Origin of the sequence: Pseudomonas sp. ES3-33, assembly GCF_000952175.1 — a bacterium.
Lineage (GTDB): Bacteria > Pseudomonadota > Gammaproteobacteria > Pseudomonadales > Pseudomonadaceae > Aquipseudomonas > Aquipseudomonas gregormendelii.
The window spans coordinates 1-14,750 of the sequence record NZ_JZRI01000051.1 but is presented as its reverse complement, the minus strand read 5'-3'; the positions used below and the strand labels follow the sequence as shown (position 1 = coordinate 14,750).

Genomic DNA, 14,750 nt, shown 5'->3' with positions numbered 1-14,750 from the left:
AGACGTGTATAAGAGACAGGTAATCTTTTATAAGTGGGATTAGCGACCCGAGAAGAATTCCATCGAACTGCAAGAATCTGTCGCCAGCCATCCGCAGAATCCAGATTGTGAGGATCCCCGCGCAAATTAAAACTGCCAGTAGCTTTTTTGTCTTAATTCCACATTTCGCAAGCGTTAGCAAAATAATTGGCCATGCGATATAGAACTGCCACTCTACCGCCAACGTCCACGTATGCTGGAGGAAAGGGATGGGGTGCAGATCTTGTGCTAAGTAAATATTCGCCATGAAAATCATGCTGAGCATGGTCGTCATGTCGGCTGTTTCATTTGCTGGATAACTGTATTTTCCAAAGCAGTAGTAAATCGCCAAGTAAAGTACTCACACGGCGAGAAATGCAAGGATCAATCGGACGATGCGATTGAGATAGAACTTGACGATATTTATGGTATTTGTTCTTTTGATCTCATTAAAAATTTGGGAAGAGATTAAAAAACCGCTCATTGTAAAAAATATGTCGACGCCGATGTCGCCACTCAATGGGATACCAAGCGTGTGATAAACAAATACTACTAAAACTGCGAATCCACGCAGCCCGTCAATTGGTGTTATTCGTGACTTTTTGGCAGTATCATTCATCAGTTAAAATACCTTCCATTTTTTTCAGAATGAGTTGTCAAAACCTCCTAGCTTAATTCATCGCGAATGATGCCACCTTATGGATGCATTGAGAAGCGGAGCGTCGGGCTACGGAACGGCATACGCATGGAAGTCAAAAGAATGTCAATGATGGCGCTCCTGAGTCTGTCGCGTCGGATTGAAGTCGCCGACCGATCGTCAGTATTATTGGAGTGATCCACGCGCTGTCTTGGTGTTGCGGGGAGGTTTCATTGTTGTTTAGAGAGATATATTTTTTCGACTTATGCGTCGGAACGCATCATGGCGAGCTCGCTGCTGGGGGAATTTGCAGCACGGCATCCGGGATCAGCTAAGCGCTTTACATGCGGGGTCGTTAAGAGTTTGCAATTATCTCACATCCCGCAACAGACACACTTTTGACAGTCTCCATACATCGCCTAAATTTGGAAGGCAGCTTCGGAGAAGCTGCTTTCCCAAATCGATGACATGGAGCTTCAACTATGCGTACTGGCTATCTCTCCTCTCTGGTTTTTGCATTCCTCACCAGCCTCTCCCTCGCCACCCATGCAGCCCCCGCGCCGAAAGCCGAGACTGGCGCGACCACCGCAACTCGGGAAATTGCCCCTAAGCCACAGGCAGTCAAGGTCGATCTCAACGCAGCCGATGCAACCACTCTACAGCGTGACCTGGTGGGTATAGGCGAAGCCAAGGCCCAAGAGATTGTTGCGTATCGTGATATGAACGGTCCATTCGCTACGGTGGACGAACTGCTCGAAGTCAAAGGGATCGGTAAAGCGATCCTGGATAAAAACCGCGAAAGGCTGGTCGTGAACTAAGCTAAACAGCGAGCTTGCAAGGCCGGTCATTGACCGGCCTTTTTGCATTCTGGCCGCCGTGATTGCGCTCGCCTTTCGTCGGGTCATTAAAAATTACGGCTATCATATTGTCTTTAGATTATGCATATAATAAAATGGTCGCCCGTTAGCTAGAGCCATCTCGGCCTTCCACGACTCTGAAATCCCCACAGGAGTACACCGATGACCTCCCCCCAATCTCAAGGAACAGCCCTCATCACCGGCGCCTCTTCCGGCATCGGTGCCATCTACGCCGAGCGCCTCGCAGCCCGTGGCTTCGACTTGCTGCTGGTAGCCCGCGACCAGGAACGCCTGGAAGCCGCGGCGACCAAACTGCGCGCAAGCCACGGTGTGCAGGTTGAAGTGCTGAAGGCAGACCTGACGCAAAAAGACGATGTGCTGAAACTCGAGCAACGTCTGCGCAGTGACTCCAGCATCAGCCTCCTACTAAACAATGCCGGTGTCGCGGCGGATGGGCTGTTGGCAAATTCCGACCTGGATCAACTTGAGCGCCTTATCCAACTCAACATAACCGCCGTCACCCGGTTGGCTTCAGCAGCGGCAGCCGGTTTTGCCAAGGCGGGTCGTGGCACGATTATCAATATCGCCTCGGTCGTGGCGCTGTTTCCTGAGCGCTTCAATGCTACTTACAGCGCCAGCAAGGCATATGTGTTAAGTCTGACCCAGTCCTTGAATGCGGAACTGGATGGTACAGGCGTCAAAGTCCAGGCCGTTTTGCCGGGTGTAACCCGCACTGAGATCTGGGAGCGCTCCGGCATTGATGCGTCGCAGATCCCGGAGGACATGGTGATGGAGGCGGGGGAGATGGTTGATGCTGCTCTGTCAGGTCTCGATCAGGGTGAGCTTGTCACCATTCCTTCGTTGCCCGACGCGGCGGATTGGGATGCCTTTGTAGCGGCGCGTCATGTGATGGCGCCGAATTTGTCCAAGAGCAAAGCTGCCGCACGTTACAAGTGAGGCGACTTGAGGTGTTTGCAGTATGAGTGATCGTCGAGTGGTTGTAACAGGCATGGGCCTGGTGTCGCCTTTGGGCACGGGTGTCGACGCGGTTTGGGCGCGGCTCTTGGCGGGGCGGTCCGGGTTACGCACGTTGCCGGACGCTGTGGTTGCCGATTTGCCGACCTCAGTCGGTGGCGTGGTGCCGTTGCTGGCTGATGATGCCGAGGCGGGGTTTGACCCGGATCGGGCGACGCCGCCCAAGGAGCAGAAGAAGATGGACCGCTTTATCGTGTTTGCGATGGAAGCGGCGCGTCAGGCGCTGGAACAGGCCGGTTGGCAGGCGCTGGATGCCACTGCCCAGGAGCGCACGGCCACGATCATCGGCTCAGGCGTGGGTGGTTTCGGGGCGATTGCCGATGCGGTGCGTACCACGGACAGTCGTGGGCCGCGGCGTTTGTCGCCGTTCACCATTCCGTCGTTCTTGGTCAATCTTGCCGCCGGACATGTGTCCATTCAGCACGGCTTCAAAGGTCCGTTGGGTGCTCCGGTGACGGCGTGTGCGGCCGGGGTGCAGGCGATTGGTGATGCGGCGCGGCTGATCCGCTGTGGTGAGGCGGATATTGCGGTGTGTGGTGGGGCGGAAGCCTCGATCGATCGCGTCAGTCTTGCCGGTTTTGCGGCGGCGCGGGCCTTGTCCAGTGGTTATAACGAGACCCCCGAGCGCGCTTCGCGGCCGTTCGACAGTGGCCGTGACGGGTTTGTTATGGGCGAGGGCGCCGGTCTTCTGGTGATCGAATCCCTGGAACATGCCCTGGCCCGGGGTGCTCAGCCTTTGGCGGAACTGGTGGGTTACGGTACCAGCGCGGATGCTTATCACCTGACCGCCGGCCCGGAAGATGGCAGCGGGGCGCGCCGGGCAATGGCCTTGGCATTGGCGCAGGCGGGTATTACTCCGGATCAGGTGCAACACCTGAATGCCCATGCGACTTCAACGCCGGTCGGCGATCTCGGGGAGTTGGCGGCTATCAAATCGTTGTTCGGCACCGAGAACAAAATCGCGGTAACAGCGACCAAGTCGGCTACCGGGCATTTACTGGGTGCTGCGGGCGGGATCGAGGCGATTTTTACGTTGTTGGCGATTCGTGATCAGGTGGCGCCGGCCACGCTGAATTTCGACGACCCGGACCCGGCCACCGAAGGCGTGGACATTGTCCATGGCGAGGCGAGGCCGATGGCGATTGAATACGCGCTGTCCAACGGCTTCGGCTTCGGCGGGGTCAATGCCAGCGTGCTGTTCAAGCGCTGGCAGGACTAGTCCCGGGACTGCTTCAAGTGTTCGCGCGTGACGTCGAGGATCCGCTGGGCCAGCCCGGGGTTCTCGACGCTGCGTGATAACAGCAGTGCTCCTACCAGGGTCGACATGATGACGATGCTGCGGTCGTCGGCATGTTCGCCCTCCAGCGTGCCTTGCACTTGTTCAAGCCTTGCGTTGAGAACGGCATCGGTTGTCGGGCTCGGCTGCCCGCGCAAGCCCAGTTCGGATGACATGGTCGGCAGCGGGCAGCCCTGTTGGGGCGAGGTTTGGTGCCACTCGGACAGGTAACTGTCGATGAAGGCGTCCAAGGGACGATCTTCGGCGAACAACATGGCGCACTGCGCGTCGAGTTCTTCGCCCGCCGCCTGCAGGGCTTTCTCCACCAGTTCGTCCTTGGAGGAAAAGTGTGAGTAGAAACCGCCGTGGGTCAGGCCCAATGCTTTCATCAGGGGTTGCAGGCCGGTCGCGCCAATCCCGTCACGTCGGAAGCGTGCAGCGGCTTCCTTGATGATGCGTTGATGGGTTTGAGCTTTGTGATCCTGCGAGTAACGCATCTGAAATCTCCACGGCAATACATCATCTTAACCAAGGAAGCTTAGATGGTGACTGTCTTCTATTCCTAAAAAAGCACCCGGATGCTTCAAAGCGCAACCTGGCATGAATAGTGTTTGCTCGCCTGCAGACTTTTATTCATCCGGGACCGCTGAGCCTTGGCGGTCTGCCTGAGCGAGGAGACGATCATGTTCAAAGATTACCCAGCGGCCTATCAGGTCAGCAAAGGCGCGGCTTTGCAGGTGGACACTGTGTTTTACAACCGAATTCGTGAGGCGCAGGACGCTCGCACGCTGATCGAGCAATTTGAGGTCCCGATCCGCACCGGGCGCGCGTGGCATGTCCCTGCTGGGCATGTGTTTCGAGTTACCACACCGGTCGGCCCGCAAGTGGGTGATTTTAACGTCTGGAATGCCAACGATCCCCGCGAACGCCTGTGGGCGGCCCGCACCCGGCAACTGCAAGGCGCGCATGTCAGTACCCATGACCGGCTGTGGTCGAACCTGCCCTTTTTGCGGCCATTGGTGACCATCACCGATGACAGCCTGGCCGCTTATGGCGTCGACGAGCACGGTGGCCGCTTGCATGACTTGCTGGGCACGCGTTGCGATCCCTATGTGAACAAAATGCTCACGGGCGAGGACTTTCACCATCATTGCCATTCGAACCTGACCCGGGCCGTATTACCCCATGGTCTGACCGAGTTTGACGTGCATGACGTGTTGAACATTTTCCAATGCACAGGCCTCAATCATGACGACATGTACTTCATGAAAGCCTGTCCGGCGCAGAAGGGCGACTACCTGGAATTCTTTGCCGAGATTGATTTGCTGTGTGCGCTGTCGACCTGCCCGGGAGGGGATTTGTCTTTGCCGATGTGGGGGCCGGACGCGCAGGATCCGTTGAGCGTATGTCGTCCGCTTGGAGTGGAGATTTATCGGTTGGAAGATGAGTTGCTGGAAGGTTGGAGCCAGCCCGAGCGTGCTGCATACAACGGAATGCACGGCCTGCACATCGCCAAGGCAGACTGGGAAAAATAAAAAAAGATCGCAGCCCCGGTAGGAGCTGCCGAAGGCTGCGATCTTTTGATCTTAGTGTTCAGCGATCTTTCGCTTCCTTGGCGTCCATGTCCGCATTGCGTTCGGCGACGCGTTTACGTTGCTCGTCGGTGAGTTCGACCTTGTTGGCAGTATCACGCAGCATCATCAGACCACCAACGATCGAGCCGATTGCAACAACCAGAATCAACCAGGCATACCAGGGCATAGGGCTCTCCTTGAGGGGCAGGCCGGCAGGCGGATTTCGCCGGCCGATCGTGCATACCACTTTGAGCGATTGTTCTTCGCAGTGGTTCCATTGTAGGCCTGTTATGGCGGGTACGTAGGAGCTGCCGCAGGCTGCGATCTTTTGACTTTTGCGTCATTACGAACGCCGAAGATCAAAAGATCGTCCGATCGCGGCCCGAACCTGCGGCAGCTCCTACCGGGAGGATGGCTTATAGGCCGGTCAGCATCGCATCGGCCGGTGCATCGGCGCGCAGTTGTGCCGTCAGCATGAAGTACACGAACCCCACCGCCATGAAGCCGAGGAAGATCAGCCCGATCAAGGTGTTGAACCAGGCCATCGCCACCAGGCACACCAGCGCCAGCAGCAGCGCAATCATCGGCACCAGCGGGTAGCACGGCGCGCGGAATGTGCGCTCCAGGTTCGGCTCGGTTTTACGCAGTTTAAACAGGCTGAGCATGCTCATGATGTACATGACGATTGCCCCGAATACCGCCATGGTGATCATCGCGGCGGTGAGCGTCATCCCGCCGAGGTTGATCAGGCCATCGCTGTAGATCGCCGCGATACCGATCACACCACCGGCAATAATTGCGCGGTGTGGAGTCTGGAAGCGTGACAGTTTTGCCAGGGACTTGGGCAAATAACCGGCGCGCGCCAGGGCGAAGAACTGGCGCGAATACCCCAAGATGATGCCGTGGAAACTCGCCACCAAGCCGAACAGGCCAATCCACACCAGCATGTGCAGCCAGCCGGAGTTTTCGCCGACCACGGTTTTCATGGCTTGCGGCAGCGGATCGTTGATGTTGGACAAGGTGCGCCAGTCGCCAACGCCACCGGCAAAGAACATTACGCCCATTGCCAGCAACACCAGGGTCAGGATGCCGCTGATGTAGGCCTTGGGAATCGTGCGCTTGGGGTCCTTGGCTTCTTCGGCGGCCATGGCTGCACCCTCGATGGCGAGGAAGAACCAGATGGCGAACGGGATGGCGGCAAACATGCCGGCGATGGCCGGGGCGCCGAATACATCCGAACCGGCCCAGCCATTGAGTGCAAAGTTGCTGAAGCTGAACGCCGGTGCGACCACCCCCATGAACACCAGCAGCTCGGCAACGGCCAGCACGCAGACGACCAGCTCAAAAGTCGCGGCCAGTTTCACCCCGAGAATGTTCAGACCCATGAACACGATGTAGGCACCGACTGCCGCGTGCTTGGGATCGAGCGCCGGGAATTGCACGTTCAGGTAAGCGCCAATCGCCAGGGCAATGGCCGGTGGGGCGAAGACGAATTCGATCAGCGTCGCCAACCCGGCGATCAATCCGCCTTTTTCGCCGAAGGCCCGGCGGCTGTAGGCAAAAGGCCCTCCGGCGTGGGGAATGGCGGTGGTTAGCTCAGTGAAGCTAAAGATGAAGCAGGTGTACATGGTGGCGACCATGAAGGAAGTCACCAGAAACCCCAGCGTCCCGGCGACGCCCCAGCCGTAACTCCAGCCGAAATATTCTCCGGAAATCACCAGCCCGACCGCAATGCCCCACAGGTGCAGCGTACCCAGCGTGGGTTTGAGTTGTGTATTCATGCGTTTGCTCCCTGAACGGTTTGGAAAGCTCGGGGGAGGGCGCGTGCAGTGGGCGTGCCAGTGTGGTGATTGCAGTCGTAAAGAGCGAAAAAACGTCGCATCAAGGATGTTTGTTGCTGAATGTGTACTGGTTGTGCGCCAGTGAGGGGCGATGCTGGCAGTTATGCCGCCTTCGCGGGCAAGCCCGCTCCCACAGTTGGGCTGCGTCAGTCCTGACACCGCGAGCCCCCGTGGGAGCGGGCTTGCCGGCGAAGGTGCCGGTGCAGGCACCGCTGTAACGCCCGCATAAACCCACTCTTTACGCTTTCTTTATCCCCCGCCACACCCCTCGATCTCGTTCCTTTACAGCCTCTCTCCCGACAATACCTCCACACGCGGCAATACGCCGTAACACGGAGAACTTCCATGAGCGTTCTGGACGGAGTGTCACTGCTGCTGGCAGTGGGGCTGTTCATTTATCTGTTGGTTGCGCTGTTGCGCGCGGACCGGAACTAGGAGCGGGTATGCACAGTTATGACTATTGGCTGATCCTCGCATTCTTCGCGTTGGTGCTTGTGCCTGCGCCGTTTCTGGGTCGGTTCTACTACAAGGTGATGGAAGGGCAGCGCACCTGGCTGACGCCGGTACTTGGGCCGGTGGAGCGCGGTTGTTATCGGGTGGCGGGGGTTGATCCGCAGGCCGAGCAGAGCTGGCAGAAGTACGCGCTGGCGCTGCTGGCGTTCAACCTGGCCGGCTTTGTGCTGTTGTTTGCGATTCTGCTGTTCCAGGACTATCTGCCGCTCAACCCGCAGCAGTTGCCGGGCCAGGAGTGGACTCAGGCGTTCAACACAGCCGTCAGCTTCATGACCAACACCAACTGGCAGTCCTACAGCGGCGAGGCGACGCTCAGTTACCTGAGCCAGATGGTCGGCCTCACCGTGCAGAACTTCGTCAGCGCCGCCACCGGCCTGGCTGTGCTAGTGGCCTTGTGTCGTGGTATTGGGCGCAAGTCCACCAAGACTCTGGGCAATTTCTGGGTCGACATGACCCGTGCCACCCTTTACGGCTTACTGCCGCTGTGCCTGCTGCTGGCGCTGTTCCTGGTGTGGCAGGGCGTGCCGCAGACCTTCGCTCACTACGTGAATGCCGTGACGATGCAGGGTGTCGATCAGGTGATTCCGCTGGGCCCGGCCGCCAGCCAGATTGCGATCAAGCAGTTGGGCACCAACGGCGGCGGCTTCTTTGGCGTTAACTCGGCGCATCCGTTCGAGAACCCGACGGCGTGGAGCAATCTGTTCGAATTGGCGTCGATCATTTTGATTCCTGTGGCCCTGGTCTTTACGTTTGGCCACTACGTGAAGGACCTGCGTCAGAGCCGCGCGATCATTGCCTGCATGCTGGCGCTGTTCCTCATTGGTGGCGCCACCTCGTTGTGGGCTGAGTACCAGCCGAACCCGAGCCTCAATAACGCGGCGGTGGAACAGACCGCGCCGCTGGAAGGCAAGGAAGCGCGCTTTGGTACTACCGGTTCGGTGCTGTGGTCGGTGACGACGACGGCGGCGTCCAACGGTTCGGTCAACGCGATGCACGACAGCCTCAACCCTCTCAGCGGCATGGTCGCGCTGGTCAATATGATGGTCGGCGAGGTGATCTTCGGCGGTGTGGGGGCCGGGCTCTACGGCATGCTGCTGAACGTGCTGATCGCCGTGTTCCTGGCGGGGCTGATGATCGGCCGCACGCCGGAATACCTCGGCAAAAAACTGCAGGCTCGGGAAGTGCAGTTGCTGGTGGTGACTTTGCTGGTGATGCCGGTCGGCGTGCTGGTGCTGGGCGCGATTGCCGCCAGCCTGCCAGGGCCAGTGGCGGCGGTCACTAACCCGGGGCCGCACGGTTTCAGCCAGTTGCTCTACGCCTACACCTCGGCCAGCGCCAACAACGGCTCAGCCTTCGCTGGCTTCGGCGCCAACACGCCGTTTCACAACCTGATGCTCGGTCTTGGCATGTTGATCGGCCGCTTCGGCTACATCCTGCCCGTGCTTGCGCTGGCTGGCAGCCTGGCGCTGAAGAAAGCCGCGCCGGTCAGCCCGAACAGCTTCCCCACCCATGGCCCGCTGTTCGTGACCTTGTTGACGGTGACCATTTTGCTGGTGGGTGGCTTGACCTTCCTGCCGACCTTGGCACTGGGGCCTATTGCCGAACACTTGAGCCTGGGTTTCTAAGGAGCTGATGATGAATATGCCCGCAACCAAACCGGCTGCCGTCAAGGCGCCGGAACAACCGAAAACCGCGATCTCGGCCCTGTGGCGCCCGGCGCTGGTGCAAGCCTTCGTCAAGCTTGACCCGCGCCAGTTGCAGCGTGCGCCGGTGATGCTGGTGGTGGAACTGACCGCCATCCTGACCACCGTGCTGTGCTTCATTCCGGATCCGGCAGTGCCGACGTTTGTCGCCGCGCAAATTGCCCTGTGGCTGTGGTTCACCGTGCTGTTTGCCAACTTCGCCGAAGCCTTGGCCGAGGGTCGCGGCAAGGCTCGCGCCGACAGCTTGAAGGCAGGCAGCGAGGGCCTGAGTGCCCGGCGCAAAACCGCCGATGGCAGCTTTCAAATCGTGCCGGCCACCAGCCTGCGCAAAGATGACGTAGTGCGCGTCGAAGCCGGGGAAATGATCCCCGGTGACGGCGAGGTGATCGAAGGCATCGCGGCGGTCAACGAGGCGGCGATTACCGGTGAGTCGGCGCCGGTCATTCGCGAGTCGGGCGGAGATCGTTCGGCGGTGACCGGCAATACCCGGCTGGTATCGGACTGGTTGCTGGTGCGGATCACGGCCAACCCCGGGGAGTCGACGCTCGATCGCATGATTGCCTTGGTCGAAGGCGCCAAACGCCAGAAAACCCCGAACGAAGTCGCCCTCGACATCCTGCTGATCGGCCTGACGCTGATCTTCCTGCTGGTGGTCGTGACCCTGCAACCCTTCGCGCATTTCGCCAATGGCAGCCTGCCGCTGGTGTTCCTCGTGGCGTTATTGGTCACGCTGATTCCGACCACCATTGGCGGTTTGTTGTCCGCCATCGGTATTGCCGGGATGGACCGCCTGGTGCGCTTGAATGTCATCGCCAAGTCCGGTCGCGCCGTGGAAGCGGCGGGGGATGTACACGTGCTGTTGCTGGACAAGACCGGCACCATCACGTTCGGCAACCGTCGCTGCACGGCGGTGTATGCGGCGCCGGGAGTGAGCGGCCGGGAATTGGCCGAAGGTGCACTGTTCGCCTCCCTGGCAGATGACACGGCGGAAGGCAAGTCCATCGTCGAATACCTGCGAGGCTTGCATCCACAGCCAGAGCCGTCGCCCGAGACCCTGACGAGCGTGCCGTTCAGTGCCGAAACCCGCCTGTCCGGCGTTGACTATCAGGGCCGCGTTTACCGCAAGGGTGCGGTGGATTCGGTGCTGGCGTTTGTCGGCCTGAAACGCGCCGACCTGGCACCGGCGCTGTCCCGGGAAATCGACAAGATCGCCCAAAGCGGTGGCACGCCGCTGCTGGTGTGTGCCGACGGCAAACTGCTCGGCGCCATCCACCTCAAGGACGTGGTCAAGCCCGGCATCCGCGAGCGTTTTGCCGAACTGCGCAAGTTGGGCATTCGCACGGTGATGGTGACCGGCGACAACCCGCTGACGGCTGCGGCAATTGCGGCCGAAGCGGGCGTCGACGACGTGCTGGCCGAAGCCACGCCAGAGAAAAAACTGGCGCGCATTCGGCATGAACAGAACGACGGTCGGCTGGTAGCGATGTGCGGCGACGGTGCCAACGATGCCCCGGCCCTGGCCCAGGCTGATGTCGGCATGGCGATGAACGACGGGACCCAGGCGGCACGCGAGGCGGCGAACATGGTCGACCTCGACAGCGACCCGACCAAGCTGCTGGACGTGGTGCAAATCGGCAAGGAATTGCTGGTGACCCGTGGTGCGCTGACGACCTTTTCCATCGCCAACGACGTGGCCAAATACTTCGCGATCCTGCCGGCGCTGTTCGCCACGATCTATCCGCAACTGGGCGTGCTCAACATCATGCATCTGAGCAGCCCGCAGAGCGCGATTCTCTCGGCGATCGTGTTCAACGCCTTGATCATTGTGGTGCTGATCCCGCTGGCGTTGCGCGGTGTGCGGGTGCAGGCAGCCAGTGCAGCGGCGTTGTTGCGGCGCAACCTGTTGATTTATGGGCTAGGCGGGATTGTGGTGCCGTTTGTGGGGATCAAGGCGATCGACATGCTCTTGACGGCATTGCATCTGGTTTGACCGCTTGTGTGGGAGCCAGCCTGCTGGCGATGGAAGTTAACGATGACGCGTTCTGTCTGGATGAGCGCGTTGAGCTCAAGTTTTTCGCGAGCAAGCTCGCTCCTACAGGGGCAGTTTGCTCACGAACCACAGAATTTGTTACCCGAATTCGAGGAATCTGAAATGTCCACAATGATCCGCCCGGCCTTGAGCCTGCTCGTTCTCATGACCCTGATCACCGGCGTTGCCTATCCCCTGGTTGTCACCGGTGTGGCCCAGGTCGCTTTCCCCAGCCAGGCCAACGGCAGCCTGGTGCAGGACGCCAGTGGCAAGGTGCGTGGCTCTGCACTGATCGCCCAGGATTTCACCGGTGACGCCTGGTTCCATCCACGACCTTCAGCCGGTGCCTTTGCCACGGTTGCCAGTGGTGCCAGCAACTTCGCGCCAAGCAACCCGGCGCTCGCGACCCGGGTGGTCGACGATGCCAACAAACTGCTGGTGCCCGGCCAGGGACCGGTGCCATTGGCGCAACTGACCACTTCCGGCAGCGGCCTCGATCCGCACTTGCCTCCTGCGGCGATTGCCTATCAACTGGCGCGTGTTGCGGCGGCGCGGCAGTTGCCGGTGTCGACGGTTGAGCAATTGATGAATGCGCATATCGAGCGACCGCTGGTAGGCCCGCCGGTGGTGAATGTGTTGGCGTTGAATATTGCGCTGGAAAAGCTGTAGATCAAAAGATCGCAGGCTTCGCCAGCTCCTACACGGAGCCTGCGATCTTTCGCGGTAACCCCCATTCCAAGTCGAACAAGGCAATATCAGATGAGCAACTCCGGCCGCGCCGACGCACTGCTAGCAGACCTGCCCCGCGACGGGCGTGGCCGGCTCAAGGTTTTCCTTGGCGCCGCCCCGGGTGTCGGCAAGACCTACGCCATGCTGCAAGCGGCCCATACCCAGCTGCGCCAGGGCGTGAAAGTCATCGCCGGGGTGGTCGAAACCCACGGCCGCGCCGAAACCGAAGCGCTGCTCGGCGGCTTGCCACAGCAACCGTTGGTGCGCTCGGAATACCGTGGCGTCATGCTCGAGGAAATGGACCTCGACGGCCTGCTCGCGGCCAAACCCAAGCTGGTGCTGGTGGACGAACTGGCCCACAGCAACGCCCCCGGCAGCCGTCACGCCAAGCGCTGGCAGGACATCCAGGAACTGCTCGCCGCCGGCATCGACGTGTTCACGACCGTCAACGTCCAGCACCTGGAAAGCCTCAATGACCAGGTGCGTGGCATCACCGGCGTGCAGGTCCGCGAGACCTTGCCGGACTGGGTGCTTCAGGAAGCCTATGAACTGCTGCTGATCGACTTGCCGCCGCGGGAATTGCTCGAGCGTCTGCGCGACGGCAAAGTCTATGTGCCGGAGCAGGCACGGGCGGCCATCGATGCATTCTTCACCCAGACCAACCTCACGGCCTTGCGTGAACTGGCGATGCAGACTGCCGCCGCGCAAGTCGACAATGACCTGGCCCAGGGCTATCGCCAACTCGGCCAGGATGCGCCGGCTGTGCGCGGTCGGTTGCTGGTCGGGGTCGATGGCGATGAGCAGGCCGAGCGCCTGGTGCGGCATGCCAGCCGGGTCGCCCAGCGTCGTCACCTGCCGTGGAGCCTGGTGCATGTGGACAACGGCAGCACGCGCGACGAACAGGCACGCCTGCGCCTGCAAAGTGCCCAGCAACTGGCCGAGCGCCTGGGTGGCGAGGTGGTGTTACTGCGAGCTGGCGAGGTCGCGAAAACCCTGATCCAGCATGCCGGCGAACGTCGCGCCAGCCTGATCCTGGTGGGGCAATCCCGGCAGCGTTGGCGCCGGCGCCTGTTCGGTGGCGGCCTGGCGTCGCGGTTGTTGCGCAACGCGCGCGGGCTGGAAATTAACGTGCTCGACAGCGATCATGCGCAACATTCGCCACGCGCGCGTTCGACCCAGCCACTGGTTTGGTTCGACTATGCGCTGGCGCTGGTCGCGACCGTGCTCGCCAGTGCCTTGGCCTGGGCCGTAGCCAGTGTGTTGCCGCTGCCCAACATCTCCCTGGTGTTCCTCGCGGCCGTGCTGCTGGTGGCCGTGCGCAGCAGTCTTGGCCCGGCGCTGGCCTGCGCGGCGCTGTCATTCCTGACCTATGACTTCCTGTTCATTCCACCGAATTTTTCCTTCAGCATCCAGCGCGAAGAAGACGTGCTGACCTTGTTGTTTTTCCTGTTGATGGCCGCACTCACCGGCAACCTCGCGGCGCGTCAGCGTCGACAATTGCAGGCGCTGCGCGATACCCAGGAAGAGACCAGCGAACTGCTCGACCTGTCGCGCAAACTCACCGCGGCCACTGATCGTCAGGCGGTAGTCAGTGCGGCGGCGCAGCACCTCAACGGCTGGAGCGACGTACAACTGTGCCTGCTCAATCGCGACGGGCAGGCGGGCTGGAAAGTTGAAACCGGTGGCCCGTTGACCTTCACCGAAGCCGAACGCGCAGCGGCCGACTGGGCCTGGCAACACGATCAGCCGGCGGGTGCGGGAACCGGGACTTTGCCGATGGGACGCTGGTGGTGGTGGCCGTTGTCGGTAGAGGACGGACCGCTGGCGCTGCTCGGCGTGTGCGCCAGGGAAGGTCATATCTTGAGCGGCCAGCGCCGCCGCCTGCTGACTGCCTTGAGCCAGCCACTCGCCCAGGCACTGGCCCGTGCGCAACTGGCCCAGGACCTGGAGGCGGCGCGCCTGCACGGTGAAACCGAGCAACTGCGCAGTGCCTTGCTGGCCTCGGTGTCCCACGACCTGCGCACGCCGTTGACCTCGATGCGCGGCAGCATCGACAGCCTGCTGGCGCTCGGCGAAGCGATCCCGCTGGAAGACCGCCGCGAACTGCTCGAAGGCACTCGCGACGAAGCCGAACGCCTCGATCGTTACATTCAAAACCTGCTGGACATGACCCGCCTGGGCCACGGTGCGTTGAAGCTGGCGCGGGACTGGGTGTCGCCGGCAGACATCGTCGGCAGCTCGCTCAATCGCCTGCGTGCGGTGCTCGCGCCGCTGCAGGTCAGCACCGAAGTGCCCCCGGAGTTGCCGCTGCTCTACGTGCACGCGGCGCTGATCGAACAGGCGCTGGTAAACGTACTGGAAAACGCCGCGCGGTTTTCCCCGCCTCAGGGCCGCCTGCAGTTGAGCGCTGGCGCCAATGACAGCGAGTTGTTTTTCTCGGTCAGCGACGAAGGGCCAGGGATTCCGGAGGACGAGCGGGCAAAGATTTTCGATATGTTCTACACCGGTCTCTTATACACATCTCTGAACTCCAGTCAC

13 protein-coding genes and 1 pseudogene are annotated in these 14,750 nt (G+C 60.5%); 9 read left to right on the top strand and 5 right to left on the bottom strand.

The window, feature by feature from the left end; genetic code table 11:
* Together UB23_RS30215 and UB23_RS08620 are read right to left on the bottom strand one after the other, a co-directional pair.
* A pseudogene (locus UB23_RS30215) lies at window positions 1–313 on the bottom strand (hypothetical protein); the annotation flags it as partial.
* A 66-nt stretch (window positions 314–379) separates the two neighbouring features.
* Window positions 380–637, bottom strand: coding sequence for an acyltransferase family protein (locus UB23_RS08620; RefSeq protein ID WP_045058929.1), 258 nt, complete (start codon window positions 635–637; stop codon window positions 380–382).
* Between the two features lie 500 nt (window positions 638–1,137).
* Here UB23_RS08620 and UB23_RS08615 point away from each other — a divergent pair, with 500 nt between their 5' ends.
* The 3 genes from UB23_RS08615 to fabF all read left to right on the top strand — a co-directional run bounded on the left by UB23_RS08615 (window position 1,138) and on the right by fabF (window position 3,766).
* The gene (locus UB23_RS08615) at window positions 1,138–1,473 is read left to right on the top strand and encodes a ComEA family DNA-binding protein (protein WP_045058928.1); all 336 of its coding nucleotides are present in this window, start codon (window positions 1,138–1,140) and stop codon (window positions 1,471–1,473) included.
* Between the two features lie 201 nt (window positions 1,474–1,674).
* Window positions 1,675–2,469, top strand: coding sequence for an SDR family NAD(P)-dependent oxidoreductase (locus tag UB23_RS08610; protein ID WP_045058927.1), 795 nt, complete (start codon window positions 1,675–1,677; stop codon window positions 2,467–2,469).
* Between the two features lie 22 nt (window positions 2,470–2,491).
* Window positions 2,492–3,766 carry a beta-ketoacyl-ACP synthase II gene (gene fabF / locus UB23_RS08605; RefSeq protein ID WP_045058926.1) on the top strand — a complete coding sequence of 425 codons (1,275 nt, stop codon included), beginning with the start codon at window positions 2,492–2,494 and terminating at the stop codon, window positions 3,764–3,766.
* On the opposite strand, the gene UB23_RS08600 is transcribed toward fabF, so the two are convergent.
* Window positions 3,763–4,320, bottom strand: coding sequence for a TetR/AcrR family transcriptional regulator (locus UB23_RS08600; RefSeq protein ID WP_045058925.1), 558 nt, complete (start codon window positions 4,318–4,320; stop codon window positions 3,763–3,765). The two genes, fabF and UB23_RS08600, sit on opposite strands and share 4 nt — an antisense overlap.
* A gap of 186 nt (window positions 4,321–4,506) precedes the next feature.
* Between UB23_RS08600 and UB23_RS08595 the strand changes: the two genes are divergently transcribed.
* Window positions 4,507–5,358, top strand: coding sequence for an urea carboxylase-associated family protein (locus UB23_RS08595; protein ID WP_045058924.1), 852 nt, complete (start codon window positions 4,507–4,509; stop codon window positions 5,356–5,358).
* A gap of 58 nt (window positions 5,359–5,416) precedes the next feature.
* On the opposite strand, the gene UB23_RS28385 is transcribed toward UB23_RS08595, so the two are convergent.
* Together UB23_RS28385 and eat are read right to left on the bottom strand one after the other, a co-directional pair.
* Window positions 5,417–5,584 (bottom strand): DUF2897 family protein, encoded by a 168-nt coding sequence (locus UB23_RS28385; protein ID WP_082069155.1) that lies wholly within the window; start codon window positions 5,582–5,584, stop codon window positions 5,417–5,419.
* Between the two features lie 229 nt (window positions 5,585–5,813).
* Window positions 5,814–7,178 (bottom strand): ethanolamine permease, encoded by a 1,365-nt coding sequence (gene eat / locus UB23_RS08590; protein WP_045058923.1) that lies wholly within the window; start codon window positions 7,176–7,178, stop codon window positions 5,814–5,816.
* A gap of 405 nt (window positions 7,179–7,583) precedes the next feature.
* Here eat and kdpF point away from each other — a divergent pair, with 405 nt between their 5' ends.
* The 5 genes from kdpF to UB23_RS08570 all read left to right on the top strand — a co-directional run.
* On the top strand, window positions 7,584–7,673 hold the full coding sequence (gene kdpF, locus UB23_RS28380; protein ID WP_007899818.1) for a K(+)-transporting ATPase subunit F: 90 nt from the start codon (window positions 7,584–7,586) through the stop codon (window positions 7,671–7,673).
* 8 nt (window positions 7,674–7,681) lie between these two features.
* On the top strand, window positions 7,682–9,376 hold the full coding sequence (gene kdpA, locus UB23_RS08585) for a potassium-transporting ATPase subunit KdpA (protein ID WP_045058922.1): 1,695 nt from the start codon (window positions 7,682–7,684) through the stop codon (window positions 9,374–9,376).
* A gap of 10 nt (window positions 9,377–9,386) precedes the next feature.
* A complete protein-coding gene (gene kdpB, locus UB23_RS08580) occupies window positions 9,387–11,444 on the top strand; it encodes a potassium-transporting ATPase subunit KdpB (protein WP_045058921.1) in 2,058 nt (685 codons plus the stop codon).
* A 162-nt stretch (window positions 11,445–11,606) separates the two neighbouring features.
* Entirely contained in the window at window positions 11,607–12,152 is a 546-nt protein-coding gene (gene kdpC, locus UB23_RS08575; protein WP_045058920.1) for a potassium-transporting ATPase subunit KdpC, read from the top strand.
* A gap of 90 nt (window positions 12,153–12,242) precedes the next feature.
* Window positions 12,243–14,750: sensor histidine kinase (locus UB23_RS08570; protein WP_045058919.1), on the top strand; the 2,508-nt coding region annotated here is incomplete at its 3' end.

Excerpts from the sequence above, each read along its gene's own strand:
- kdpF (WP_007899818.1), top strand. The coding sequence starts at position 7,584 with ATGAGCGTTCTGGACGGAGTGTCACTGCTGCTGGCAGTGGGGCTGTTC.
- fabF (WP_045058926.1), top strand. The coding sequence starts at position 2,492 with ATGAGTGATCGTCGAGTGGTTGTAACAGGCATGGGCCTGGTGTCGCCT.
- UB23_RS08620 (WP_045058929.1), bottom strand. The coding sequence starts at position 637 with ATGAATGATACTGCCAAAAAGTCACGAATAACACCAATTGACGGGCTG.
- UB23_RS08600 (WP_045058925.1), bottom strand. The coding sequence starts at position 4,320 with ATGCGTTACTCGCAGGATCACAAAGCTCAAACCCATCAACGCATCATC.
- eat (WP_045058923.1), bottom strand. The coding sequence starts at position 7,178 with ATGAATACACAACTCAAACCCACGCTGGGTACGCTGCACCTGTGGGGC.
- UB23_RS08610 (WP_045058927.1), top strand. The coding sequence starts at position 1,675 with ATGACCTCCCCCCAATCTCAAGGAACAGCCCTCATCACCGGCGCCTCT.
- UB23_RS08595 (WP_045058924.1), top strand. The coding sequence starts at position 4,507 with ATGTTCAAAGATTACCCAGCGGCCTATCAGGTCAGCAAAGGCGCGGCT.
- kdpB (WP_045058921.1), top strand. The coding sequence starts at position 9,387 with ATGAATATGCCCGCAACCAAACCGGCTGCCGTCAAGGCGCCGGAACAA.
- UB23_RS08615 (WP_045058928.1), top strand. The coding sequence starts at position 1,138 with ATGCGTACTGGCTATCTCTCCTCTCTGGTTTTTGCATTCCTCACCAGC.
- kdpC (WP_045058920.1), top strand. The coding sequence starts at position 11,607 with ATGTCCACAATGATCCGCCCGGCCTTGAGCCTGCTCGTTCTCATGACC.
- kdpA (WP_045058922.1), top strand. The coding sequence starts at position 7,682 with ATGCACAGTTATGACTATTGGCTGATCCTCGCATTCTTCGCGTTGGTG.
- UB23_RS28385 (WP_082069155.1), bottom strand. The coding sequence starts at position 5,584 with ATGCCCTGGTATGCCTGGTTGATTCTGGTTGTTGCAATCGGCTCGATC.